Source organism: Streptomyces sp. NPDC058678 (genome assembly GCF_042714835.1).
In the GTDB taxonomy this organism is placed as follows: Bacteria; Actinomycetota; Actinomycetes; order Streptomycetales; family Streptomycetaceae; genus Streptomyces.
Genome location: NZ_JBHXSG010000051.1, coordinates 18,290 through 42,586 on the forward strand (window position 1 = coordinate 18,290; position 24,297 = coordinate 42,586).

Below are 24,297 nucleotides of genomic sequence, written 5' to 3' on the forward strand. Positions count from 1 at the left end.
CGAAAGAGTGGGCGCTCGTCAACCAGCCTTCCGGTCCGCGAGGTCCCCACAACCTCCGGGCCGACCCCCCCCACAGGAGGACGCGAGTTGAAGCACCGACGCATACCCAGGCGGCGGATCGCCGTGGCAGGTGCGGGCATCACCGCACTGGTCGCCGCGGGAGTCACCTTCCAGACTGCGAACGCCAGCGAGCCGGCGAACACCCCTGAGCCTCAGGTCCTTTCGGCTCTCGCGGCCGGAAAGCTCGCCTCGACGCTCGGCCAGGACCTCGGCGCCGACGCGGCAGGCACGTTCTACGACGCGAAGACCAAGAGCCTCGTGGTCAACGTGGTCGACGAGGCCGCGGCCAAGACCGTCGAGGCGGCCGGCGCCCAGGCCAGAGTCGTGGAGAACTCCCTGGCCGAACTGAAGAGCGCCCGCAGCACCCTCACGCAGGACGCGACCATCCCCGGCACCTCGTGGGCGACCGACCCGACGACCAACAAGGTCGTGGTCACCGCCGACCGCACGGTCTCCGACGCCGAGTGGGCGAAGCTGACCAAGGTCGTCGACGGGCTCGGCGGCACGGCCGAACTCCAGCGCACCAAGGGGGAGTTCAAGCCCTTCATCGCGGGCGGCGACGCCATCACCGGAGGCGGCGGGCGCTGCTCGCTCGGCTTCAACGTGGTCAAGGGCGGCGAGCCGTACTTCCTCACCGCCGGGCACTGCACCGAGTCCATCTCCACCTGGTCGGACTCCAGCGGCGCCGAGATCGGCACCAACGAGGTCTCCAGCTTCCCGGACAACGACTACGGCCTGGTCAAGTACACCGCCGACGTGGCCCACCCGAGCGAGGTGGACCTCTACAACGGCTCCGCCCAGCAGATCACCGGGGCGGCAGCCGCCACCGTCGGCATGAAGGTCACCCGCAGCGGCTCCACGACCCAGGTGCACGACGGCTCGGTCACCGGTCTGGACGCCACCGTCAACTACGGCAACGGCGACATCGTCAACGGCCTGATCCAGACGGACGTCTGCGCCGAACCCGGCGACAGCGGCGGCTCGCTCTTCTCGGGCAGCAGCGCGATCGGCCTCACCTCCGGCGGCAGCGGCGACTGCAGCTCGGGCGGGGAGACCTTCTTCCAGCCGGTGACCGAGGCGCTGTCGGCGACCGGCACACAGATCGGCTGACCTCGGCCCGCACCGGTTGCCGGATCACCTGATCCGGCACCGCGGTTCGGCTTCCGTGAAGTCCCGCCCCGCGCGCGAGGGGCGGGACTTTCGCGTCGTACGAGACCGAACCACGGCCACGGTGGGCCGAGCCGGTGCCCCGTTCGCGCCGCTGTGACGTCCACGGCTTCGCCCGCGTCGTCCCCGAGACCCTCGCGAGCCGTCCGTGCTTCCGCCGCGACGACGACATGGCCCTGCTCCCGGCGACGGCCTGCGTGGCTCGCGTGGCCTACGCGGTCTGCGCGGCCTGCCTCGGCTGTCGCTTTCCGCGCAGACCCGCCGCCAGCAGCGTGATCACGATCCCGGCGAACGCCCACGCCGACAGGACCAGCAGTGCGGCGGTCGTGTCGTTGCCCTCGAAGTACGCGATCGAGCGTGCCGCCCAGGTGCCGGCGCCCGGCGGCAGTGCCGGTCCGATGGCGCTCCAGAACGGCGGCAGCATCTTCCGTCACCACCTGGACGCCGCCGCGGTGCACCGCGTCGCCGACCACCCCGTCCTGTGGGCCCACGGCGTCCTTCACCTCGCCGAGAAAAGGGGTACCCGGAGTGTCGGCACCGGTGGTCCGCGTCATGCCCCCACGGTCCGGGCCACGGGGTGTTTGTGCAGGTGGGACGGGCTCGAACGGATGTCGCACATACATTCGAGAATTGGTCTATGGTGGGGGTGAGGTAGCTGGGAACAAATGTTCGAGAGCCCCTGTCGGGCCCACGAGTGCGGGAGGTGCGTGTGCCGGGCTTCACGCATCTGCACACCGTCTCCGGGTTCTCCCTGCGGTACGGAGCCTCACACCCGGAGCGGCTGGCCGAGCGCGCCTCCGAGCGGGACCTGGACGCCCTGGCCCTCACCGACCGCGACACTCTCGCCGGCACGGTCCGCTTCGCCAAGGCCTGCGCCAAGGCGGGGGTCCGCCCGCTGTTCGGCGTGGACCTCGCGGTGGAGATGTCCGAGGGTGTACGGCAGGAGCGGCGCCGCACGCCCGTGCGCGGAGGCGCCTTCATCGACGAGTCGACACCCCGCGTCACCTTCCTCGCCCGGGACGGCGCCCGCGGCTGGGCGGACCTGTGCCGGCTCGTCACGGCGTCGCATGCGGGGGAGGGCCCGCCCCTGCTGCCCTGGGCCGACAACATGGCGGCCGGCCTGACCGTCCTGCTCGGCCCCGCCTCCGACGTCGGCCGCGCCCTCGCCGCGGGCCGCCCCGACCGTGCCGCCAAGCTGCTCTCCCCCTGGCGGGAGGTCTACGGCGACGCCCTGCGCCTCGAAGCCGTCTGGCACGGCCGCGAGGGCACCGGCCCAGGCTCCCTGCGGCTTGCCGCCCGTACCGTCGGCTTCGCCGCCGAACAGCGGATCCGGCCCGTGCTCAGCAACGCCGTCCGGTACGCCGATCCCGGCCTCGGCCCGGTCGCCGACGTCCTGGACGCGGCCCGCCGCCTGGTTCCTGTCGACCCGTCGAAGGAACTGGACTCCGGCGAGGCCTGGCTCAAGGACTCGCCCGCCATGCTCGGGGTGGCGGAACGGGTCGTCGAGGCCGCCGGCTACCGGCGCGACACCGCCCACCGCCTGCTGGAACAGACCCGGGCGACGGCCGCCGAGTGTCTGGTCGACCCCGAGGACGACCTCGGTATCGGCACCGTCCACTTCCCCGAGCCGCACCTGGTCGGCGCGGACCGCCGCACTGCACAGCGGGCGCTGGCCTCGCGGGCGGCGACCGGGATGGTGCTGCACGGTTACGACCGTTCCGCAAAAGCGCGGCACTACTGGGAGCGGATGCACCGGGAACTGGACATCATCGCCCACCACGGCTTCGCCTCCTACTTCCTGACGGTCGCTCAAGTGGTGGACGACGTACGGGACATGGGCATCAGGGTCGCCGCCCGGGGCTCCGGTGCCGGCTCCCTCGTCAACCACCTCCTCGGCATCGCGCACGCCGACCCGGTCGAGCACGGACTGCTGATGGAGCGGTTCCTGTCCAAGGAGCGGATCGTCCTGCCGGACATCGACATCGACGTGGAGTCCGCGCGCCGCCTGGAGGTCTACCGCGCGATCATCGGCCGGTTCGGTACCGAGCGGGTCGCGACGGTCGCGATGCCGGAGACCTATCGGGTGCGGCACGCGATCCGTGACGTCGGCGCCGCCCTGTCCATGGACCCGGCCGACATCGACCGCATCGCCAAGTCCTTCCCGCACATCCGCGCCCGCGACGCCCGCGCGGCACTGGTGGAACTGCCCGAACTCAGGCAGCTGGCAGAGGAGAAGAAGCGGTACGGCAGGCTCTGGGAACTGGTCGAGTCCCTCGACGCCCTCCCGCGCGGAGTCGCCATGCATCCCTGCGGAGTACTCCTCTCCGACGCCTCCCTGCTCTCCCGTACGCCGGTCATGCCGACCAGCGGCGAGGGGTTGCCCATGGCGCAGTTCGACAAGGACGACGTCGAGGACCTCGGGCTGCTCAAGCTTGACGTGCTAGGGGTGCGGATGCAGTCGGCGATGGCGCACGCGGTCGCTGAGGTGGAGCGGGCGACGGGGAACCGGATCGACCTGGACGCCTTGCCGGACGGCGACCCGGCCACGTACCAACTCATCCGTTCCACCGAGACGTTGGGCTGTTTCCAGATCGAGTCGCCGGGTCAGCGGGACCTGGTCGGGCGGCTGCAGCCGGCCACCTTCCACGACCTCGTCGTGGACATCTCGCTCTTCAGGCCGGGTCCGGTCGCCGCCGACATGGTGCGGCCGTTCATCGAGGCGCGGCACGGGCGGGCACCGGTCCGTTACCCGCACCAGGACCTGGAAGGACCGCTGAAGGGGACGTACGGAGTCGTCGTCTTCCACGAGCAGATCATCGACATCGTCGCCATCATGACCGGCTGCGGGCGCGGCGAGGCGGACCGGGTGCGGCGCGGCCTGTCCGACCCGGAGTCGCAGGGGCGGATCAAGATCTGGTTCGCGCAGCACGCGGCGGCCCACGGCTACGACGCGGAAACGATTCAGCGGACCTGGGAGATCGTCGAGGCCTTCGGGTCGTACGGCTTCTGCAAGGCGCACGCGGTCGCCTTCGCCGTGCCGACCTACCAGTCGGCGTGGCTGAAGGCACATCACCCGGCCGCCTTCTACGCCGGGCTGCTCACGCACGATCCCGGGATGTACCCGAAGCGGCTGCTGCTGGCGGACGCGCGGCGGCGTGGGGTGCCGATCCTGCCGTTGGACGTGAACAGGTCGGCGGTCGCTCACCGTATCGAACTGGTGTCTGGTTCACCGGCCGTGTGGGGCCTGCGTCTCGCCCTCTCCGACGTTCACGGCATCAGCGAGGCCGAGGCGGCGCGGGTCGCGGACGGACAGCCGTACGCCTCGCTGCTCGACTTCTGGGAACGGGCCCGCCCGAGCAGGCCGCTCGCCGGGCGGCTGGCCCAGGTGGGTGCGTTGGACGCCTTCGGGTCCAACCGACGTGATCTGCAATTGCACTTGACCGAGTTGCACCGAGGAGCCCGGGGAAGTGGCAGCGGCGGCGGCCAACTCCCGCTGGCGGGCGGCCGGAAGACGGCCCCGGCCGGGCTGCCCGACCTCTCCGCGGCGGAGAGGCTGAGTGCCGAGCTGGGCGTGCTGTCCATGGACGCCTCGCGCAATCTGATGGACGACCACCGGGCCTTCCTCGACGAGCTGGGCGTGGTGCCGGCCCGGCGGCTGCGGGACGCGCGGCACGGGGAGACCGTGCTGGTCGCGGGCGCCAAGGCGGCCACCCAGACGCCGCCCATCCGGTCCGGCAAGCGGGTCATCTTCAGCACCCTGGACGACGGCACGGGCCTGGTCGACCTCGCCTTCTTCGACGATTCCCACGACGCCTGCGCGCACACCGTCTTCCACTCCTGGCTGCTGCTGGTGCGCGGGGTGGTGCAGCGCCGCGGCCCGCGCAGCCTCAGTGTGGTGGGCGCCGCCGCCTGGAACCTCGCCGAACTGGTCCAACTGCGCGCCGAGGGCGGGCTCGACGTGGTGGCGGCGCGACTGGCCGAGCCGCTGCCCGAGAAACCGGACGGCGATCCGACCCACGGCCGGCGCCTCTCGATGCCCACCGGATACGAACTGCATCCGTGGGCCGATCTGCGCCCGGCGGGCGAAGAGCCCGCGAAGGTACGGAAGTTGTGGCACCAGAGTCCGGGGAGTGCGGGATGACCATCCTCTGCGTACGTTTCCAGCTGCCGCCGACGCAGGAGACGGCACTGCCGGGGCTGCTCGGGTTGCTCGAGGAGTTCACGCCCGTCGTCGAGGCGCTGCCGCCGGACGGGGCGCTCGCCGATCTGCGGGGCGCCGAACGGTACTTCGGGCGTGACGCGACGGAGCTGGCGTCGGTGATCCGGGTCCGGGCGCTCGCCCTGTACGGCGTCGACTGCGTGATCGGCGCCGGTCCGGGCCCGATGCTGGCCCGCATCGCGCTGCGCGACGCCGAACCGGGGGTGACCTGCGCGGTGTCCGAGGACGCCGTCGTGGAGTTCCTCGCCGACAAGCCCGTCGCCGCGCTCCCCGGCGTCGGCGCCGCCACCGCCCGCACCCTGGGCGAGTACGGCCTCGACACCCTCGGCCTGGTCGCCGCCGCACCCCTGTCCACGCTCCAGCGTCTGGTCGGTGCGAAGGCCGGCCGCGAACTGCGGGAGAAGGCGAACGGCCTCGACCGCGGCCGGGTCGTACCGAACGCCGTGTCCCGTTCGCTGGCCGCCGAACGCCCCTTCGACCGGGACGAGCTGGACGCCGACCGGCACCGCCGCGCCCTGCTCTCGGCCGCCGAGGAACTGGGCGCCAGGCTGCGCGCCCTCGACAAGGTCTGCGGCACCCTGACCCTCACCGTGCGCTACGCCGACCGCTCCTCGACCACCCGCTCCCGCACCCTCAAGGAACCGACCGCGCACTCGGCCGCGCTGACGAAGGCGGCCTACGGCATGTACGAGGCCCTCGGCCTCCAGCGCGCCCGGGTCCGCTCGGTGGTTCTGCGCGCCGAGGCCCTCGGCCCCGCCGAACTGGCCTCCTACCAGCTCGCCTTCGACCCCGTGGACGAGAAGCTCCGCCGCATCGAGGAGGTCGCCGACCGCGTGCGAGCGAAGTTCGGGCCGCGGGCGGCGATGCCGGGGACGCTGGCAGCGTGAAGGTCAGTTGGCCCACGGGGGCGTGATGCGGGTGCCGTCGGCGAGTTCCGCCTCCAGGCCGATGGAGGTGGTGACCCAGGAGGTGGCGACCTCGCTCGTCGGGTTCTCGACGGCGAGGGTCGACCCCGGGTTGATGATGACCGTGTCGCCCGCTGTGACGCGGTGGGTGTGGCCGTCGAGGGTCATCAGCAGCTCGCCGCCGAGCACATGGAAGATCTCCTCCCGGTTGACGGTGTGCGCGGGCGCCTTGGTCCCTGCCGGGATCTCGCCGCGCCAGGCGCACAGCTCCCTGCTGCCGGTGCGGGGGGTGGCGTACGAGACGAAGCGGGCGCCGTGGATCTCGTGGGTGACGGCTTCGGACGGGCGGATGACGGGCATGGGCTCTCCGATGGCATTTGGTCAAGCTGCTTGACTATGTGTATCCATAGTCAAGCAGCTTGACCAACCCGTCAAGAGTGTTTCAATGCCTCCGTGCAGAACTCCGAAGCCATGGCCCTGTCCGCCGCCCTGCTCGCCGTTGCCGGTGAGCTCACGCAACGCATCCACGAGGGTGTCGTCGCCCGTGGCTTCGAAGGGGTCAGGCCCGCGCACGGATTCGCGTTCGCGCGGCTCGCCCCGGACGGGGCGACGGTCACCGACCTCGCCGCGCACCTCGGGGTGACCAAGCAGGCCGCCAGCCAACTGGTCGACGAGATCGTGCGCAAGGGGTACGCCGAGCGGCGGCCGCATCCCGGTGACGCCCGGGCCCGGCTGGTCGTACTGACCGGGCGGGGATGGGCCTGCACCCGGGCCGCGGAGGAGGCGGCCGCCGAGGCGGTCGAGGCGTGGGCGGCGCTGCTCGGTGAGGGCGGAGTGGGCGCGTTGCGCGAGCAATTGACGCGCATTGCCCCCTACGGCCCCATCAGGCCAGCTTGGTGACGATTCGTCAGTTCTTTATCAGGAACTCCGGCCGTCGCTGGTTACCACTGGAAGTTTTTACTGACGCGTAACTTCACAAGTGCACTACTCGTCCGTAACTTGACGAGTGAACAGCATCCTCGTGATCCGGATCACAGGGCGTAGAGCCGTCGCAACTCCCTTGAGCCGCAAGGAGATCACCCGATGCTGCCCTGGAAAAGAGTGCTCAGACCCCTGGCCGCCCTGCTGCTGACCGCCGCGGTCGCCGTCGTCCCCGCCACCACAGCCCAGGCGGCCGACGCCTCCAGCTCGGGAGGCTGGAACGACTACTCCTGCAAGCCGTCCGCCGCCCATCCCCGGCCCGTCGTCCTCGTGCACGGAACCTTCGCCAACTCCGTCGACAACTGGCTGACCCTCGCGCCGTACCTGAAGAACCGCGGTTACTGCGTCTTCTCGCTCGACTACGGCCAGCTGCCGGGCGTCCCGCTCGTCCACGCCCTCGGCCCCATCGACAAGTCGGCCGAGCAGCTGAAGGCCTACGTCGACAAGGTGCTCGCCGCGACCGGCGCCGCCGAGACCGACCTCGTCGGCCACTCGCAGGGCGGCATGATGCCCCGCTACTACCTCAAGTTCCTCGGCGGAGCCGCCAAGGTGAACGCCCTCGTCGGCATCGCGCCCAGCAACCACGGCACCACGCTCCTGGGCTTCACCCGCCTCCTGCCGTACTTCCCGGGCATCGAGGACCTGCTCACGACCAACACCCCCGCCCTCGCCGACCAGGTCGCCGGCTCCGCCTTCCTCACCAAGCTCAACGAGGGCGGCGACACCGTGCCCGGTGTCCAGTACACGGTCCTCGCCACCAAGTACGACGAGGTGGTCACGCCGTACCGGAGCCAGTTCCTCAACGGGCCCGGCGTGCGCAACATCCTGCTCCAGGACCTGTGCCCGGCCGACCTGTCCGAGCACGCCGTCATCGGGCTGCTCGACCGGATCGCCTTCCACGAGGTGGCCAACGCCCTCGACCCGGCGCATGCCACCCCGACCACCTGCGCGTCGGTGCTCGGCTGAGTGCCGCCGGGGCCTGTCCGGCCTGAGCCGCCGGACAGGCCCCGGAACCCCGGGATCAGCGACCGCGCCGACCGCCGCCCACCGCACGTCGGCGCACCGAGGCGAACAGGACCGCCGAGCCGAGCGCCAGCGTCGCCGCGCCGCCCACGGCGAGGTACGGCGTGCTGCCGTCGCCGCCGGTCTCGGCGAGGTTCTCGGCGCGGCCGGCCGCCCTCGGCTCGTCGGGCAGGGTGCTCTCGGTCTGCGCGACCGGTTCGGTCTCCGCATTCGCCTTCGGGTTCGTTTCCGGCTCGGCCGACGTACCGGCGTCCTGGTCGCCGTGGCCGTTGTGCTCGACCGTCGACTTGTCGCTGCCGCCCTCGATCTGCTCCTCGGAGGGGGCGGAGGCGGTCGGGACCGGGGAAGCGCTGCTCGTCGTACCGCTGTCGCTGTCACCGCTTCCGGTCCCGCTTCCGCCGCCGAACACCACGTCCGAGCAGGAGTAGAACGCCTCCGGGCTGTCCGAGCGCTGCCAGATCGCGTACAGCAACTGCTTGCCGGAGCGCTGGGGGAGGGTGCCGGAGAAGGTGTAGAAGCCGCCGGACGCGACCGGGTCGGTGGCCGTCGCCACCGGGTCGGCGAGGTCCAGGTCGTCCCAGGCGAGCGGCTGTGCCGGGTCGTAACCGGCCTTGGTGATGTACACCGTGAACGTGCCCTTGTGGGGGGCGGTCACGCGGTACTCGAAGGTGTACGACCCACTGCTCACGCCGGTCGCGGGCCAGTCGGCGCGGGCCAGGTCGAGTCCCTTGAACTCGTCGTTGTTCGCGCTGCACAGCTTGCCGTCCGGGATGAGCGCCTGGTGCTGTCCGTCCGCGTTGCCGATGCGGATGCCGTTCCAGTCGTAGAGCGCCTGCGTGCCGCCGGCCGCGACGGCCGCTCCGCACGCGTTCGACGCCGGGCTCTCGGGACCTTCCGCGTAACACTGCGAGACCCGGCTGACCGGGTCGCCCAGCGATCCGTGCGCGGACGCGGGGGCGGCGGACAGCGCGGTCACGGCGAGCGGGGTCAGGCCGAGAGCGGCGACGGTGGCGGCCTTGCGGCGTGCGGGCATGGGGGATCTCCTCGGAACCGGAACTGATGCGTGCCGGATCAAAGAAACCGTGAAAACGCCTGCTGGGCGCGGTCGGCAGCGATCTTTATGGCCGCCTTAAGGGAGTGCTGAGACGGAGATCAGACAGTCGACCGGTCGCGGGTTCGCCAGCGGCCCGGCTGTCGCGCAGGGTGAGCGCCGCATTCCCCTGCGCGATGCGGCGTCCTGCTTCTCGGGAGTGCGTCGGCACGAGCACACCATCGATGGTTCCACGATCACCTGACCGTCGGCGTCAGGCGTCGCGGCCCACGCGGTAGCGGAGGTAGACGACTCTCGAGCTGAAGGTGCGGGTCTCGACGAGTTCGAGATCCACCCGGCGCTCGCGCCGGGGAAAGAACGGAATGCCACCGCCGACCAGCACGGGGTGGACCCTGGCCCGGTACTCGTCGATCAGACCCGACGCGGCCGCCTCGGCGGCGAGCGTCGCGCCGCCGATCGCGATGTTGCCGTCCCCCGGCTCGGCTCGCAACCGCTCGATCTCCTCCGCCAGGCCGCCGGAGGCCAGGCGGGCATTGCCCCGCACCGTCGACAGCGTGGTGGAGAACACCACCTTGGGGAGCGACTTCCAGAGCGCGGCGAACTCGAGCGTCGAGAAGTCGAGCGACGGGTTCTGGTCGGCGGTCTCCCAGTACAGCATCGTCTCGTACAGCCGTCGTCCCAGCAGATGGACGCCGACCTCTCGAATCTCGTCGGTGGCGAAGCGAAAGACCTCCTCGTCGGGCGCCGTCCAGTTGAAGCCGCCGTCCGGCCCGACGATGTAGCCGTCGAGTGAGACGCTCATCGAATAGGTCACGCTGCGCATCACAAAGCCTCCTCGGTGACGGGCTCGACAGTACGACCGCCGGCCGCCGCAGGACTCATCGCGGCTCGCGGGATCACTGAGCCAAGAGGGTTCCTTCCGGGCCCGGCCGTCCCGGCGTGCTCCGGCGGCGTGCTGGTGAGTCCGGCAGATCGTGGAGCGCGACGCTCCGCGCCGCGGTCATCGGATCCCCCTCACCACCGGGCGGAAGCCCGTGCACCGCGCATCGGTCCCGGTAGCGTCCGCCTCATGACGAACGAGGAGATCCGGCCTGCGACGACAGCCGACGTGCCCGCCGTGAAAGCCGTCACCGACGCCGCCTACCACCACTACATCGAGCGCATCGGGAGGGTGCCGCGGCCCATGGAGGCGGACCACGCGGCGAACGTCGCCGAGAGGAAGGTGTTCGTGACGGGGGAGCCCGTGATCGGGCTGGTGGTGATCGAGGCGTACGAGGACCACCTGTACCTGGACAACATCGCCGTCCACCCCGACGCGCACGGCAGGGGCGTGGGGGGACGGCTGCTGCGTTTCGTGGAGGCACGCGCGCGTGCGCTGCGTCTGCCCGAGGTCAGGCTCTACACGCACGCCATGATGTGGGAGAACCAGAAGATCTACCCGAAGTACGGGTACGAGGTCGTGGAGCAGCGCATCGACGGGCCGTACGACCGCGTTCACTACCGCAAGCGGCTGGACTGACACGAACTCGGGCCGAGGGAGCTGGTGCCCCTCACCCGTCCGGCCACCACGTGCGCGCGATGTCCTTTCGGACCTCCGGGCGTCCCGCGGGGCGCTCGTCGGCCTCCTCGCGGACCTGGCGGGAGTCCGTCTTCTTCAGGGGCTTCTGCACGGTCACACGGCGCATGGCTGCCTCCTTCAGGGTCTTCCGAGTTCCGCGTTCTCACGGAGGTAGACCCGTTCAGGGAGAGTTCCTCATCGGTTGCCGTTCTGTCAGTGGCCAGTGTCACGATTCGACTGTCAGTGGCGGGTGTCACTCTTGGGCGCATGACGAACGAGAGTGACGACATGACTTCGGTGAGTGTCGACTGGGACGCGCGGGCCGCCTCCTTCGACGACGAGCCGGACCACGGTCTGCGCGACCCGCAGGTGCGCCACGCCTGGGCCGAGCGGCTGCGCGACTGGCTTCCCGAGCACCCGTCCGACGTCCTCGACCTCGGCTGCGGTACCGGCAGTCTGTCGCTCCTCGCCGCCGAACAGGGACACCGCGTCACCGGTGTGGACCGGTCCCCGGCGATGGTCGACCTGGCGCGCGCCAAGCTGGCCGGCCGTGACGCCGTGTTCCTCGTCGGTGACGCGGCGGAACCGCCCGTGGGGGAAGAGCGCTTCGATGTGGTGCTCGTACGGCACCTGCTGTGGGCGCTGCCCGACCCCGACCGCGCCCTGCGGCACTGGCGGGAGCTGTTGCGCCCCGGAGGGCGGTTGGTACTGGTCGAGGGCGTGTGGGGGACGGTGAGCCCGGTGGGCATCCCCGCCGACCGGCTCACCGCCCTCCTCGCCCCGCTCGCCGGGCAGGTGCGCGTCGACCGGCTGTCGGACGACGCGCTGCTGTGGGGGAGAGAGGTGGAGGACGAGCGGTACGCGGTGGTGACGGTGGTCGGCTGAGGTCGGTGACGAGGGGGGCGGTGGTCGATCGGTGACGAGTGGTGGCGGTGGTCAGTCGGTCGGTCGCTCACGAGAGGAGCGCGTCGAAACCGCCCGCGTGCGCCAGCGCCTCCAACTCGTCCAGCGCGGCCACGGCGGCGGCCGCCGCCTGCGGATCCCGCTCCGCGAGACCGCTCTCGGCGAACTCGTCCTCGTCCAGGCGGATCACATCCGTGCCGTCGGCCGAAAGCCACAGGTCCAGGTCGAGATCCTCCACGACGACTTCGGCGCCGGACCGCGTGGCCGGGCGGGTGATGTCGCAGTACCAGCCCTTCAGGGCACCGGACGCGGCGCGGACCTCCTTCACCGCGTACCAGCGGTCCCGCCAGTAGTACTCGGTGAAGACGTCGCCCGGCTCGAAGCGGACGAAGCCGAAGTCGCGGACGCCCTCGCCTGCCCAGGGGGCACGGACGGCGAGCCGCGTGCCGTCGTCGCCGAGGAGTTCGGCGCCGTAACGGATCTTCGTGCGGCCCGCCTTGACGAGGACGACCTCCAGGAGGGCCGAGGGGTCAGCCGAGTTCGCGGACATAACGCACCTCCGTGGCGCAGATCTCGTACCCGAACCACTTGTTGATCGCGATCATCGGGCTGTTACCGGTGTCGTTGCCCGTGAACGCCTCCGTGAATCCGGCGGCACGGGCGCGGTGCAGGGAGTCGTTCTTCGCGAGCTTGGCCAGGCCCCGGCCGCGGAAGGCGCGGGCGGTGCCGGTCATGACGGTGCCGTAGCGGGTGCCGCCGTCCGTGCGGGCCATGCTGAAGGCGGCGGGGCGGCCGTCGGCCACGGCGACCGAGGTCAGCTCGGGACTGAAGAGAGGGTGGTGCCAGGTCTCCGCCAGCCAGGCCTCGTAGTCGGTGAACTCGTAGGCGATGTCGCTCGGTTCGTCCGACATCGTCTCCGAGTCCAGCTCGAACAGCGGGCGCGGATCGTCCGCGAAGTCGGCACCCGTGCGCAGTTCGACCCCCGGCGGCAGCGGCCGGAGCGGCGGCAGGCTGCCGCCCGCCAGGTCCAGGCGGAGGAAGTGCGCGGAGCGGCTGTCACGGTAGCCGTGCCGCTCGGCGAAGCCGCGGTTGCCCGGCTCGTCCAGGACCCAGGCGAACAGCTTGGTCGCGCCCCGGCCGGCCAGGTGTTCCTCGGCGGTGCGGACCAGCAGCGAGCCGGCGCCGCGGCGGGTCCGCCCCGGGTGCACATAGACGTTGACATAGCCGAGGCCGGCCTCGGGGCTGTCGTGGACGAGCCCGACCTGGGCGGTGCCGATCACCTCGCCGTCCTCCTCCGCGACCAGCGGCCGGTAGTGGGCCTCGGGCCGGATGTGGTCGAGGTCGTAGGTGAGGGAGTCCGGGGTGACGAGGAAGAACGGAAGCGCGAGGTGGCGGACGCGGGCGAAGCCCTCGATGTCGGCTCGGACCTCGGGCGCGAGGTCGCGCACGATCACAGTCATGTACGCGCACGCTACGGGGGAGATGCACCGCGGTGCCTCTCATTTTCGGGCGGGTGCGGGACAATCACCCCGTGACCTTGAAGATCCACATCGATGAGAGCGCCCCGCCGTACGAGCAGGTGCGGGCCCAGATCTCCGAGCAGGCGCGGTCGGGGGTGCTGCCGGTGGGATACCGGCTGCCGACGGTGCGAGGGCTGGCCGAGTCGCTCGGACTCGCCGCGAACACGGTCGCCAAGGCGTATCGGGCGCTGGAGGCGGACGGGGTGATCGAGACCCGGGGGCGCAACGGAACGTATGTCGCCGCCGCGGGCTCGGCGGCGGAACGGGAAGTCGCGCTGGCCGCACAGGCGTACGTCGAGCGTGCCCGACGGCTCGGGTTGGACGAGGAGGCGGCGCTCGTCGCGGTGCGGGATGCCCTGCGGGCGGCTTACGGGTCGGGGTGAGCGGGCGCCGGGGGCCGGGAGGCGGGGAAGGCACGGGTAGAGAACTGGGCCAGGGCTCGGCTTGGGGGTTGCGCAGGGCTCGGCTCGGAGGGTTGAGCGGGTTTCGCGGGAAGGCTGAGCAGGGGTTGGCACCGCCGACATGCGCCCTCGTGGCTGGGCGCCGTTCCGGCGGAGAAGAAGTTGGGCGCTGTTTGGGCGGTGGGGAAGTTGGGCGCCGTTCCGGCGGAGAAGAAGTTGGGCGCCGTTCCGGCGGAGAAGAAGTTGGGTGCCGTTCTGGCGGTGGGGAAGTTGGGCGCGTTCTGGCGGTGAGGAAGCTGGGCGCCGTTCTGGTGGAGTGGAGCCGGGCGCCGTTTCCACGGTGAATGAGCTGGGCGCCGTCGTGGTTGAGGGAACGCGGACGTCAGGCCCGTTCCAGGTGCTCCGGGGCTCGGGTGACGTCCCAGCCCTCCGCCCGTGCCGCACCCGCGAAGGTCATCGCGTCCTCCACCGCCGCCCCCGTCGGGTCGTTGTTGAAGTACGCGAACACGTCCTGGTCCCCGGACCAGGTCGCCGTGATCCGCTCGGCCCAGGTCTTCAGGGCCCGTCGGCCATAGTGCGGCCAGGCGCGGGCGCGGCCGACGTGGAAGCGGACGTAACCCCAGTCCGTGGTGCGCCACAGCGGGGTCGCCGGGCGGGAGCGGACGTCGGCCCAGCACAGGGCGGCGCCGCGGGATTCCAGCACCTCGCGCACCTCGTCCGTCCACCACGAGTCGTGGCGCGGTTCGACCGCGATTCTCGTGCCGGCCGGGAAGCAGGACAGGCAGGCGTCCAGCAGCCCCGCGTCCGCGCGCAGGGTCGGTGGCAGCTGGAGCAGGACCGGACCCAGGCGGTCGCCGAGGCCGGCCGCGTGGCTCATCAGGCGGTGCACCGGCTCCTCGGGGTCCCGCAGCCTCTTGATGTGGGTCAGATAGCGGCTGGCCTTCACCGCGACGACGAAGTCAGGCGGGGTGCGCTCCCGCCAGGCCTCGAAGGTCTCCCGGGACGGCAGTCGGTAGAAGGCGTTGTTGATCTCGACCGTCGCGAAACGCGCCGCGTACTCCTCCAGCCACAGCCGGGTGGGGCACCCCGCCGGGTAGAGGACGCCCCGCCAGTCCTTGTACTGCCACCCCGACGTGCCGACGAACAGGGTCATACCCTCATGAAAGCACGGGTGCTACAGGTACAGCCCGGCGTCCGTACCCGGCCGGGGCTCCGGCAGCGACGTCGGCGAGGTGCCCCGCCGCAGCGCGTACAGCTCGGCCAGCGTCGCGCCCTCGCGGGCCACGCCCTCCTCGGTGCCCAGCCAGCTCACCGCCTCCCGGCGGGTCAGCCGGCCCACCTCGATGCGGGCCAGACAGCGGCCGGGGCGGACCACGGCCGGGTGGAGGCGCTCCAGGTCCTCGTTGGTCGTGACGCCGACCAGGACGTTGCGGCCCTGGCCGAGCAGGCCGTCGGTCAGGTTGAGCAGCCGTGACAGCGCCTGGCCCGCCGTGTGCTTGGCCTCCCCGCGGATCAGCTCGTCGCAGTCCTCGAGGAGGAGCAGCCGCCAGCGGCCCTTGCCCGTGGAGTCGTCCTCGCCGATCGCGATGTCCATCAGATAGCCGACGTCGGAGAAGAGGCGCTCGGGGTCCAGGACGCAGTCCACCTGGCACCAGTCCCGCCAGGAACGCGCCAGCGTCCGCAGCGCCGACGTCTTGCCGGTGCCCGGCGGGCCGTGCAGGAGCAGCAGACGGCCCGCGATGTCCTCCGGGGTCGTCTTCATCAGGATGTCCATCGCGTCCGCCACCGGCGCGGTGTAGTTGTCCCGCACCTCGTCCCACGTGCCCGCGGAGATCTGTCGGGTGGTGCGGTGCGGGCCGCGCCTGGGGGAGACGTACCAGAAGCCCATGGCCACGTTCTCCGGCTGCGGTTCGGGCTCGTCCGTCGCGCCGTCGGTGGCCTGGTCGAGGACCTTCTCGGCCAGCTCGGGGCTGGTCGCCGTCACCGTGACGTCGGCGCCTCGGTTCCAGCGGGAGATCAGCAGGGTCCAGCCGTCGCCCTCGGCGAGGGTCGCGCTGCGGTCGTCGTCGCGGGCGACGCGCAGCACCCGGGCGCCCGCCGGCAGCAGCGTCGCCCCGGACCGCACGCGGTCGATGTTGGCCGCGTGCGAGTACGGCTGCTCGCCCGTCGCGAAGCGGCCGAGGAACAGCGCGTCGACGACGTCGGACGGTGAGTCGCTGTCGTCGACGTTGAGCCGGATCGGCAGAGCGTCGTGTGGGTTCGCAGACATGCCGCCATGATCCGGCACGCGGACGCCGTGTGCACCCGCTTTCCGCAGTGCGCCGCCCGCGCTCCTGCGGCACGGACGGCGCGAGCACCACGGCGCGTCGCGCGCGTCCCGCGCTCCCGGCGTATCCCCTTCGTCCTGTTACACAGCTGTGCATCCACGACATCTGCCCCAGAGGGCGCCCTCCCGGATACCGTTGGCCTCGATGGGACGTCATGGGTGGGATTCGGGGGTGGGGCGGTGGCGGCTCACCGCGCTGCTCGGTGTCGGCGTGGCAGCACTGGCCCTGGTGGTGACCCTCCTCAACACGCTTCCCGGGGGCGGCTCGGGCACCGAGGGCACCTCGCGCGACGGAGACAAGGTGCACGGCACGCCCACCGCCACTCCGGACGCGACACGGCCGGACGTGGGGTGGGGCTTCACCCACACCCAGTTCAGCGCCGACGAGGGCAGTGCCGCCGCCGTCGAGCGCGTCGAGGGGCTGCTGTCGAAGGCCGGGGGCCTGCCGCAGATCCAGCACCTGATGGGCTGGGGCGCCGACAACCCCGAACCGGTGAAGGGGCGTTACGACTTCGAGGCGATGGACCTCCGCGTCGACTTCATGCGCGCGTCCGGCGGCACGCCCGTCATCACGCTGTGCTGCGCCCCCGACTGGATGAAGGGCGGCGAGGCCGGCGTCGACAAGACCGACTGGAGTCAGGGAGCCCTGGAGACCGCCCCCGAGCGTGAGCACTACCAGGACTTCGCAGACCTGGCCGCGACCGTTGCCAAGCGCTATCCGGACGTACGCCACTTCATCGTCTGGAACGAGTTCAAGGGCTTCTGGAACGACGCCGAGGCCCGCTGGGACTACGAGGGTTACACCGAGCTCTACAACCTCGTCCACAAGGCCCTGAAGAAGGTCGACAAGGACATCATGGTCGGCGGGCCCTACCTGGTCATGGACAGTCTCGACCCGAGGTCGGACAACGCGTCCGCGACCTTCAAGGGCCCCTGGGGCGCCATGGACCAGCGCACCCTCGACGCCTTCGAGTACTGGAACAAGCACAAGGCGGGTGCCGAGTTCGTGGTCGTGGACGGGTCCAGCTACACCCAGGACGACGAGCTGCTGCCCGACGAGTTCGCGGCCACCGACAAGTTCACCGCGGTGGGCGACTGGGTGCGCGCGCGGACCGGCGATCTGCCCCTGTGGTGGGCCGAGTACTACGTCGAGCCCGCCGACGGCAACGACGAGCGCAAGGGCTGGTCCGAGATCCGCCGGGTCGCCGTGCAGGCCGCCGGGATGATCGCCATGGTCAAGGGCGGCGCCTCCTCCGGCTTCTACTGGAACCCGGAGAGGGAGAAGGGCTCCGACTGCCCGGGCTGCCTGTGGACACCGACCCACAGCGGCAGCGGGGGCAAGAAACTGCCCATGTACGACCTGGTCTCGCGCTTCAGCCAGGAGTTCCCGCCGGGAACCGCCTCCAAGGAGGTGTCCGTCGCCGCCTCCGACGTGTCCGAGGTCCGGGTCCTGGCGACCGACAAGGTGGTCCTGGTCGTCAACACCCTCGACCGGTCGATCAAAGCGAAGATCGACGGCAAGGACCTCACGATGCAGGCGTACGAGGTCAGGTGGCTCGAAGGCCGAGCCACCTGATCCTCACTTGATCGTCAGCAACCGCTGCACCAACGCGGCCAGCAGCACCGCCAGCAGCGGCAGCGAGAACCAGAAGGTGCTCTGCAGCCACCGCAGTTGCCGCACGCTCGGCCGCACCGCGACCCGGACGACCTCCCGCGCCGACAGCAGCACGATCAGCGCGAGCGCCGCGAGGGCCCCGACCACCGACCACGGCGTCCAGGTCACCTGCGGCCCGATGGGGCCCGGATCCGGGGCCGGAACCTTGCCCTCGGGCTGCTTGCGCAGCGCGTACATCGTCACGTCCTCGTTGACGAAGACCTTCTTCAGCTCTTTCCGGTCGTCCAGGTTCTTGATCAGCCGCGGCTCCCAGCCCGATGCGTAGCCCACGTCCAGCTGGAGGTAGACGACCTGGCTGCGGTTGACCATCAGATACGAGTTCGGACCCGCGTCCTTGAGTGCCTTGACCAGGCCGGACACCAGCACCGGGTCGGTCGGGGCCAGCGTCGGCAGGTACTCGACCTTCTCCATGTCCTTCGCGCCCCACGGCAGCGACGGCGTCACCACGTTCACCGGGTCGTTGCTCAGCCACAGCAGACGTGCCGTCGGGTCGTCATGGGCGTACACGTACTCCATCGCGGCGATCTCGCCGGTCCGGGTCCGCTCGAAGGGCTCGTTGCCCCAACGGGCCACCAGGAAGCCGCCGATCAGCAGCAGCCCCGCCATCAGCGCGGCCAGCGGGGCGAGGCTCACCCGGTCCTTGTCGCGTTCCTCGACGGTGACGCCGGTGCGCGGGAACAGCGCGAGTCCGGCGAGCAGGGCCGCGCCCGGCAGGGCGAACATGAAGACCCGCAGGGCCATTTCGCCGCCGTACGACTGCATGCCGAAGCCCAGGAACGGCACGAAGGTGAGGACCAGCAGCGACCGCTCGCGGTACTTGTGCTCGCGCCTGCGCCACCAGCCGTAGCACGCGAACGCCATCACACCGCCGGCGAGCAGCACGCGCGCGTAGAGCACGAGTTTGTGGGTCGAACTGCCGCCCTCGATACGGCCGGACACGGACGAGGACACATTGCCGCCGACCCCGCCGACCCCGCCGAACATCTCGTCGAAGTGCCCGGACCAGTACGGCTCGGCCATGAAACCCACCCAGGCGGCCACAACGACGCCGAACAGGACAGGCAGCCCCCGCAGTTCGCTGCGGCCGACCAGGACGAGCACCGTCAGCACGCCCAGCATCACGAACGGGGTGAGCTGGTGGGCCGGGACGCTCGCCGCGAACAGGCCGATCACCACCGTCAGCAGCACGGCCCGCTGCCGCCGGTTCGTCGGCTCGACCTCGATCTCGCCGGGGCGCCGCTTGGTCCAGATCACCCCTGGTGCCCGGAACCAGACGAGCAGGATCGCCACGAAGACCAGGTAGAGGAGGTAGGTGAAGCCCTGCGGGGAGAAGTAGTCCTGGCCGACCCAGCCGCTGAGCACGAAGATCCAGATGCCGGTCCACTTGGCCCGCCAGCTCGCCCGCATCGAGCGCACCAGCAGGAACATCGGTGCGAGGTAGAGCAGTTGGATGGCGAGCGGCCACCAGCGGATGACCTCGGTGAAGTCGTCGACCCCGCAGGCCTTCAGGACGAACGCGGCGGCCGCGAAGAACCCCGGCCAGCTCCAGCGCGCGTCCAGGTCGGGCACCGCGGACCCGGTCCGGTCGATGTAGTCGAGGAAGCCGAGGTGCTGCCAGGCCGTCGCGAACCGGGGCTCGGCCTCGATCACGGCGGGCAATGCGTGCAGCGAGACCACCGTCGCGAGCAGCGTGACCAGCAGCAGCGCCCGGTGCTCGCGGCCCAGCCACAGCAGCGAGGCGAAGACCACGACCAGCAGACCGGCGCCGACGAGCGTGGGCGTCGGCAGCACGGAGATCAGCCCGAGCCCGCCCATCCGGTCCAGATCGGCCTCGCCCAGCCGCAGCGCGGGCACCCAGTACAGCAGGAGCGCGGCGGTCAGCAGACAGCCGAGGACCACACCGAGACGGGTGGGCAGCAGGGACCGTGCCCCCGGGACGGGCAGCACGTCGGGCTCCGGTACCTCTTCAGGGACGCGCGTCTCCCGCGCCTCTTCGCGTACGGGCGTCTCCTCTGCCTCGGTCTCTGCAACTGCGTCTGTCTCGAACGGCGCGTCCACCTCCGCCTCGGCCGGACCCAGCGACGCCTCCGAGCCCGGTTCCCGGGCCTCGACCGGCAGCCCCAGCTCCGGCTTGCGCGCCCAGGTGGGCCGGCGGTCCTCGGGCACCGCGGGCGTGCCCGTGGGCGGGGTGCCGGGGCCCGGGCGCACGTCGGGCCGGCGTTCCAGGTGGTCGAAGTCGACGTGGACGCCCAGGGCGAGGGTGTCCTGGTCGAGCGCCCAGGCGGTCCCGCGCTTGTGCGGCGCGGCGGGGACCTCGCGGGCACCCAGGTCGGCGAGGTCCCCGTCGGGCGCCGCGCCCTCGGGCAGCTCGGCGTCCGACGCACGGACGATCCGGTAGAGCCTGGGCGCGGCGAGGGTGACGATCACCGCGAGGGCGGCGATCTCGGCGACGCCCGCGCCGGTCAGGCCCATGCGGGGGAGCAGCAGCAGCGTCAGACCGAGCACCAGGGCGCACAGCAGGCCCTGCAGCCAGGCGAGTCCGGCGGTGCGGCTCTGCGCGCGCAGCACCGCGAAGTACGTCTCCATGACGACCCGCAGGAGCCCGCCGACCGCGAACCAGCGCAACAGCGGGGTGGCCGCGTCCGCGTAACCCGCGCCGAAGACACCGAGGATCCACGGCGCCCCGAAGAACAGCACCGCGGCCACCGGCAGCATGATCCGCGCCATCCGCTTCAGCGCGGCCCGGGTGTTGGAGGCCAGCCGCCGTGGGTCGTGCGAGCCCTCGACGGTCAGGGAGGCGCCCATGTTGATGGCGAGCAGGTTCACCGTGCCGCCGATGGTGGCGGTGATGTAGAAGTACGCGTTGTCCTCGGAGCTGACCTGCGAGGCGATGATCACGGGGATCAGGTAGACCACGGCGAGCGAGAACAGTGAGCCGGTGTAGTCGCCGGCCAGGAACCGCCCGACCTCCCGCCACGTCGGCGGATGCGCGTGCTCCTCGGTCGCCTCCACCTGCCGGGGCACCAGGCGCCGGAACACCAGCCAGCCCAGCGGCAGCACGGAGAAGGCGATCGCCGCGACCCAGGACACGAACACGCCGGTCATGGGGATGGCCACCGCGAACGCGACCAGCAGCCCCAGCTTCACCGCGGAGAACACGGTGTTGCCGACCGGAACCCACAGCGCGCTGCGCAGACCGGTCAGCACCCCGTCCTGGAGCGTGAGCAGGTTCCAGGCGACGACGGCCACGACGAACCCGAGCCCACTGGCCGGCGCGTTCAGGAAGCCGTACGACGGCCCCCACACGTCCAGCGTCAGCAGGAAGACGCCCGCGGCCAGCGCCACGACCACCGAACTGCCGACGTACGTACGGAGGATCAGCCGCCCGGTGGCCCGGCCCGCGACCGGGATGAAGCGGGCCAGCGCCCCGGTCAGGGTCACCGCGGTGAGACCCGCGAGCAGCTTCATCGCGGCGATCGCGGCGGAGCCCTGGCCGACCGCCGCCTCCGAGTAGTAGCGGGCCGCGGCCAGCCAGAACCCGAGGCCGAGCACCGCGGAGATGCCGGTGTTGAGCATCAGGGCGTAGGCGTTGCGGAACAGCTGGCTGCCCCCTGGTGACCGGCCCAGGCCGGGCAGACGGAGCCGGCGCCCCGACTGCTCGGGCGCCCCGGTCGCGGGCGAGGTGTCCTCGGTCGTGGTCGTGGTCGTGTCAGACACGGGAACGGATGGCCTTCCGGCGGACCTGGCGTGCTCTGCGGACCAGGGCGTACCCCTTGGTGAGGGCACGGTCCCCGGCGAAGTTCCGGGCGATCCCACGGCCCTCCACGAGCCGCTCGAACTCCTCGACGTCCGTGCTGCGCCGCACGGTGACCCGTTGCAGGGCGTACGGCCCCTGGCGGCGCCGCGCGAGACCGTTGCCGACGGCGAGCGCCTGGCCGTACCCCGTCTCGCGCACCGCCTGGCGCACCCGGCGGCTGGAGTAGCCGTACGGGTAGGCGAAGGAGGCCGGGGCGGTGCCCAGTTCGTCGGTGACGATCTCCCTGCAGTGGATCAGCTCGTGGCGCAGTGCGGCGTCATCGAGCTGGTCCAGCGGCGGGTGGGTGTGGCTGTGCCCGCCGATCTCGACGTCCGCCGCGGCCAGTTCGCGGACCTGGGCCCAGTCGAGCATCGTGTCGAGGCTGCCGCCGGTGTCGTGCGGACCGCGGATCCAGCCCGTGGAGACGAACACGGTGGCGGCGAAGCCGTGCTTGGCGAGGACGGGCAGGGCGTGCCGGTGCACGCCCTCGTAGCCGTCGTCGAAGGTGATCAGCACGGGCCGTGCGGGCAGCGGACGGCGACCGCGCCAACGGGCGGCGAGATCGGCGGTGCTGACCGGGGTCAGGCCCAGGTCACCGATCAGCGCCATCTGGGCCGCGAAGTCGTCGGGTGTGACCGACAGTTCGCGGGTCGCTTCGTTCGGGTCGGTGGCGATCGCGTGGTACATGAGGATCGGCACGGGTGCCTCAGTCATGTCTTCCCCCCTCGCTGTCCGACAGCCGAGCCACCGTGAAGGTTGCCCCGCCCCGGCGGGCCCGCACACTTCCGACCACGTATCCGCCCGCCGCCGTGAGCACCCCGGCCACGATCGCGCCCGCCCGGCCCGCACCTCCCGGCCGGGCCAGCAGGGCGTCCCGCAGCCCGCGCGCCACCCCGGCCGGCAGGACCCGGGTGGCGTACCGGCGCTCCGACTCCAGCCCCTTGTCGGCGCCGACACTGCGCGCCACCAGGGCCTTGGACAGGCCCTCGGCGTACGCGCGGGTGCGGAAGTACCCGAAGTGTTCGCGCGCCTCGGGCACCCGGTGGTGGATCACCGCCCGGTCGTCGATCAGCAGGACCGCGTCCGGCCGGGCCCGGGTGAGGCGGATGCACAGTTCCGTCTCCTCGCAGCCCAGCGGCCGTTTGTCGCCGTCGCGTCCGATGCCGGTGGCGAAGCCGCCCGCCGCGTCGAAGGCGCTGCGCCGGAAGGACGCGTTGCCGCCGAGCACGTTGCGCACCTTCACCAGGCCGGGCGGCAGCCCCTTGTACGTGCAGCCCACCACCCAGTCGAACTCCGCGGGAAACCAGGCCGGCCGGCGCCCCGAGGCCCAGATGGGCTCCGTACGGCCGCCGACGGCCATCACCCGCGGATCCGCGTAGGCCTCGGCGAAGTGCGCGAGCCAGTCCCGCTCGGCGACGGCGTCGTCGTCCAGGAAGGCGACCACCTCACCGCGCGAGGCGGCGATGCCGGTGTTGCGGCCGGCGGACAGACCGCGAGGGCCCGCGTTGGCGAGCACCCGCACCCGCGGGCCGTCTCCGGACTCCTTGTACTCCTTGGTGAGCCGGTCCAGGAGCGCCGCGTTGTGGTCGACGACCAGCAGGGTCTCCAGGGCCGGCCGGTACTGCGCCCGCACCGAGGAGACCGCCGCGAGGATGTCCTCCCAGCGGTCCTCGGTGTAGACGCAGATCACGACGGAGATGTCGGGACCGCTCAAGACACCTCTCCCCGGACCGAGTCGAGCATCGGGGAGTGGTGCCTGCGGCTGCGCAGGGCACGCCGGTTGGAGCGCTCCCGCAGGATCACCTTGAGCACCCTGATCCCGTCCCGCACGGCCCGCAGGTTGCTGGTGCCGTGGATGCGGAGGTACTCGTGGCTCGGTATCTCCTGCACCTTGAGCCCTGCCTTCACGACCCGGATGTTCATCAGGGTCTCGACCTCGAAACCGGTGCAGTCGAGGTCGATCTTGTCGAGGCAGTGCCGCCAGAACGCGTTGTAGCCGTAGCAGAGATCCGTGTAGCGGGCGCCGAACTTGCGGTTCACGGTCGTGCACAGCGCCCAGTTGCCGAGCTTGCGGATGAAGGTCATGTCGTCGGTGCCGCCGCCGTTGGCGAAGCGGGACCCCTTGGCGAAGTCCGCGCCCGAGACGAGGGCGGAGACGTAGGAGACGATCTCGTTGCCGTCGGCCGAGCCGTCCGCGTCGACCATCACGATGATGTCGCCGGTGCAGGCGTTGAACCCGGTGATCAGGGCGTCGCCCTTGCCCTTGCCACGCTGTTCGACGACCTTGACGTCAGGCCACAGCTCGCGGGCGACTTCGACGGTGTTGTCGGTGGAGTTGCCGTCGACCAGGACCACTTCGTGGATCCAGTCCGGAAGGGTCTTGAAGACGTAGGGGAGATTCTCCGCCTCGTTCATGGCGGGAATCACCACGCTCACCGGAGGCGCTATGGCCAGGTGAGAGGAGATGGGTCGGTAATGGCTGGCCACCACGGCGTCCTGGCTCGATGTGGCCGGTCGCAGATCGAAACTCATGAGTCTGGTCCCTCTCGTCCGGTGGACCGCCCGCCCCTGGGCAGCCCGGCAATGTGTCCGGTTCGAAAGGGGGGTTTCTCACGCACGGCACCACGGAATGGAACTCCGCACCCACCGGGTGAGTTGGCAAAGCTGGCCGGCCGCCGGAAACGACTGCCGACCGCGCGGCACGACTCGGTC

21 protein-coding genes and 1 pseudogene are annotated in these 24,297 nt (G+C 71.3%); 9 read left to right on the forward strand and 13 right to left on the reverse strand.

What is annotated here, in order from left to right; all coding sequences use genetic code 11:
• Positions 1-87: 87 nt before the first annotated feature.
• Positions 88-1,170: a S1 family peptidase gene (locus ACFWWR_RS35035; RefSeq protein ID WP_384307555.1), complete on the forward strand. Its 1,083-nt coding sequence runs from the start codon at positions 88-90 to the stop codon at positions 1,168-1,170.
• 268 nt (positions 1,171-1,438) lie between these two features.
• Here the strand turns inward: ACFWWR_RS35035 and ACFWWR_RS35040 are convergent.
• A pseudogene (locus tag ACFWWR_RS35040) lies at positions 1,439-1,651 on the reverse strand (DUF3533 domain-containing protein); the annotation flags it as partial.
• A gap of 285 nt (positions 1,652-1,936) precedes the next feature.
• Between ACFWWR_RS35040 and ACFWWR_RS35045 the strand changes: the two are divergent.
• Both ACFWWR_RS35045 and ACFWWR_RS35050 read left to right on the forward strand, forming a co-directional pair.
• On the forward strand, positions 1,937-5,368 hold the full coding sequence (locus ACFWWR_RS35045) for a DNA polymerase III subunit alpha (RefSeq protein ID WP_384307558.1): 3,432 nt from the start codon (positions 1,937-1,939) through the stop codon (positions 5,366-5,368).
• Positions 5,365-6,333, forward strand: coding sequence for a hypothetical protein (locus ACFWWR_RS35050; protein ID WP_383872957.1), 969 nt, complete (start codon positions 5,365-5,367; stop codon positions 6,331-6,333). Before ACFWWR_RS35045 ends, ACFWWR_RS35050 begins: the two co-directional genes overlap by 4 nt.
• A gap of 3 nt (positions 6,334-6,336) precedes the next feature.
• On the opposite strand, the gene ACFWWR_RS35055 is transcribed toward ACFWWR_RS35050, so the two are convergent.
• A complete protein-coding gene (locus tag ACFWWR_RS35055) occupies positions 6,337-6,711 on the reverse strand; it encodes a cupin domain-containing protein (RefSeq protein ID WP_383872955.1) in 375 nt (124 codons plus the stop codon).
• Positions 6,712-6,804: 93 nt separating this feature from the next.
• On the opposite strand from ACFWWR_RS35055, the gene ACFWWR_RS35060 reads away from it, so the two are divergent.
• Both ACFWWR_RS35060 and ACFWWR_RS35065 read left to right on the forward strand, forming a co-directional pair.
• Entirely contained in the window at positions 6,805-7,251 is a 447-nt protein-coding gene (locus tag ACFWWR_RS35060; RefSeq protein ID WP_383872952.1) for a MarR family winged helix-turn-helix transcriptional regulator, read from the forward strand.
• Positions 7,252-7,434: 183 nt separating this feature from the next.
• Positions 7,435-8,298, forward strand: coding sequence for an esterase/lipase family protein (locus tag ACFWWR_RS35065; RefSeq protein WP_383872950.1), 864 nt, complete (start codon positions 7,435-7,437; stop codon positions 8,296-8,298).
• Between the two features lie 55 nt (positions 8,299-8,353).
• Here ACFWWR_RS35065 and ACFWWR_RS35070 read toward each other — a convergent pair whose 3' ends face one another.
• The gene (locus ACFWWR_RS35070) at positions 8,354-9,388 is read right to left on the reverse strand and encodes a lytic polysaccharide monooxygenase (protein ID WP_384307561.1); all 1,035 of its coding nucleotides are present in this window, start codon (positions 9,386-9,388) and stop codon (positions 8,354-8,356) included.
• 271 nt (positions 9,389-9,659) lie between these two features.
• Positions 9,660-10,229, reverse strand: a complete 570-nt coding sequence (locus tag ACFWWR_RS35075) for a dihydrofolate reductase family protein (RefSeq protein ID WP_384307564.1) — start codon at positions 10,227-10,229, stop codon at positions 9,660-9,662.
• Positions 10,230-10,475: 246 nt separating this feature from the next.
• On the opposite strand from ACFWWR_RS35075, the gene ACFWWR_RS35080 reads away from it, so the two are divergent.
• Positions 10,476-10,925 (forward strand): GNAT family N-acetyltransferase, encoded by a 450-nt coding sequence (locus ACFWWR_RS35080; RefSeq protein WP_384307566.1) that lies wholly within the window; start codon positions 10,476-10,478, stop codon positions 10,923-10,925.
• A 31-nt stretch (positions 10,926-10,956) separates the two neighbouring features.
• Here the strand turns inward: ACFWWR_RS35080 and ACFWWR_RS35085 are convergent, their stop codons facing one another.
• Positions 10,957-11,091, reverse strand: coding sequence for a hypothetical protein (locus ACFWWR_RS35085; protein ID WP_095749573.1), 135 nt, complete (start codon positions 11,089-11,091; stop codon positions 10,957-10,959).
• Between the two features lie 140 nt (positions 11,092-11,231).
• Here ACFWWR_RS35085 and ACFWWR_RS35090 point away from each other — a divergent pair, with 140 nt between their 5' ends.
• Positions 11,232-11,849, forward strand: a complete 618-nt coding sequence (locus ACFWWR_RS35090) for a class I SAM-dependent methyltransferase (protein ID WP_384307568.1) — start codon at positions 11,232-11,234, stop codon at positions 11,847-11,849.
• Positions 11,850-11,916: 67 nt separating this feature from the next.
• Here ACFWWR_RS35090 and ACFWWR_RS35095 read toward each other — a convergent pair whose 3' ends face one another.
• Both ACFWWR_RS35095 and ACFWWR_RS35100 read right to left on the reverse strand, forming a co-directional pair.
• Complete coding sequence (locus tag ACFWWR_RS35095; RefSeq protein ID WP_383872935.1) at positions 11,917-12,417, reverse strand: DUF402 domain-containing protein; 501 nt, start codon at positions 12,415-12,417, stop codon at positions 11,917-11,919.
• Positions 12,398-13,327 (reverse strand): GNAT family N-acetyltransferase, encoded by a 930-nt coding sequence (locus tag ACFWWR_RS35100; protein ID WP_383872932.1) that lies wholly within the window; start codon positions 13,325-13,327, stop codon positions 12,398-12,400. Before ACFWWR_RS35100 ends, ACFWWR_RS35095 begins: the two co-directional genes overlap by 20 nt.
• A 71-nt stretch (positions 13,328-13,398) precedes the next feature.
• On the opposite strand from ACFWWR_RS35100, the gene ACFWWR_RS35105 reads away from it, so the two are divergent.
• Positions 13,399-13,770, forward strand: a complete 372-nt coding sequence (locus tag ACFWWR_RS35105; protein WP_383872929.1) for a GntR family transcriptional regulator — start codon at positions 13,399-13,401, stop codon at positions 13,768-13,770.
• A gap of 400 nt (positions 13,771-14,170) precedes the next feature.
• Here the strand turns inward: ACFWWR_RS35105 and ACFWWR_RS35110 are convergent, their stop codons facing one another.
• Both ACFWWR_RS35110 and ACFWWR_RS35115 read right to left on the reverse strand, forming a co-directional pair.
• Positions 14,171-14,941 carry a DUF72 domain-containing protein gene (locus ACFWWR_RS35110; RefSeq protein ID WP_383872926.1) on the reverse strand — a complete coding sequence of 257 codons (771 nt, stop codon included), beginning with the start codon at positions 14,939-14,941 and terminating at the stop codon, positions 14,171-14,173.
• 21 nt (positions 14,942-14,962) lie between these two features.
• Positions 14,963-16,057, reverse strand: coding sequence for a DUF5925 domain-containing protein (locus tag ACFWWR_RS35115; RefSeq protein ID WP_384307570.1), 1,095 nt, complete (start codon positions 16,055-16,057; stop codon positions 14,963-14,965).
• Between the two features lie 202 nt (positions 16,058-16,259).
• Between ACFWWR_RS35115 and ACFWWR_RS35120 the strand changes: the two genes are divergently transcribed.
• Positions 16,260-17,690, forward strand: a complete 1,431-nt coding sequence (locus ACFWWR_RS35120; RefSeq protein ID WP_384307572.1) for a xylan 1,4-beta-xylosidase — start codon at positions 16,260-16,262, stop codon at positions 17,688-17,690.
• A 3-nt stretch (positions 17,691-17,693) separates the two neighbouring features.
• Here the strand turns inward: ACFWWR_RS35120 and ACFWWR_RS35125 are convergent, their stop codons facing one another.
• From ACFWWR_RS35125 to ACFWWR_RS35140, 4 genes are read right to left on the reverse strand one after another with little or no spacing between them, the layout of a single operon-like run.
• Positions 17,694-21,506, reverse strand: coding sequence for a lipopolysaccharide biosynthesis protein (locus ACFWWR_RS35125; RefSeq protein WP_384307574.1), 3,813 nt, complete (start codon positions 21,504-21,506; stop codon positions 17,694-17,696).
• On the reverse strand, positions 21,499-22,299 hold the full coding sequence (locus ACFWWR_RS35130; RefSeq protein WP_383872914.1) for a polysaccharide deacetylase family protein: 801 nt from the start codon (positions 22,297-22,299) through the stop codon (positions 21,499-21,501). The genes ACFWWR_RS35125 and ACFWWR_RS35130 overlap by 8 nt, the downstream gene beginning before the upstream one ends.
• Positions 22,292-23,299 (reverse strand): glycosyltransferase family 2 protein, encoded by a 1,008-nt coding sequence (locus ACFWWR_RS35135; protein ID WP_383872911.1) that lies wholly within the window; start codon positions 23,297-23,299, stop codon positions 22,292-22,294. Before ACFWWR_RS35135 ends, ACFWWR_RS35130 begins: the two co-directional genes overlap by 8 nt.
• A complete protein-coding gene (locus ACFWWR_RS35140; RefSeq protein ID WP_384307577.1) occupies positions 23,296-24,117 on the reverse strand; it encodes a glycosyltransferase family 2 protein in 822 nt (273 codons plus the stop codon). Before ACFWWR_RS35140 ends, ACFWWR_RS35135 begins: the two co-directional genes overlap by 4 nt.
• Between the last annotated feature and the right edge of the window lie 180 nt (positions 24,118-24,297).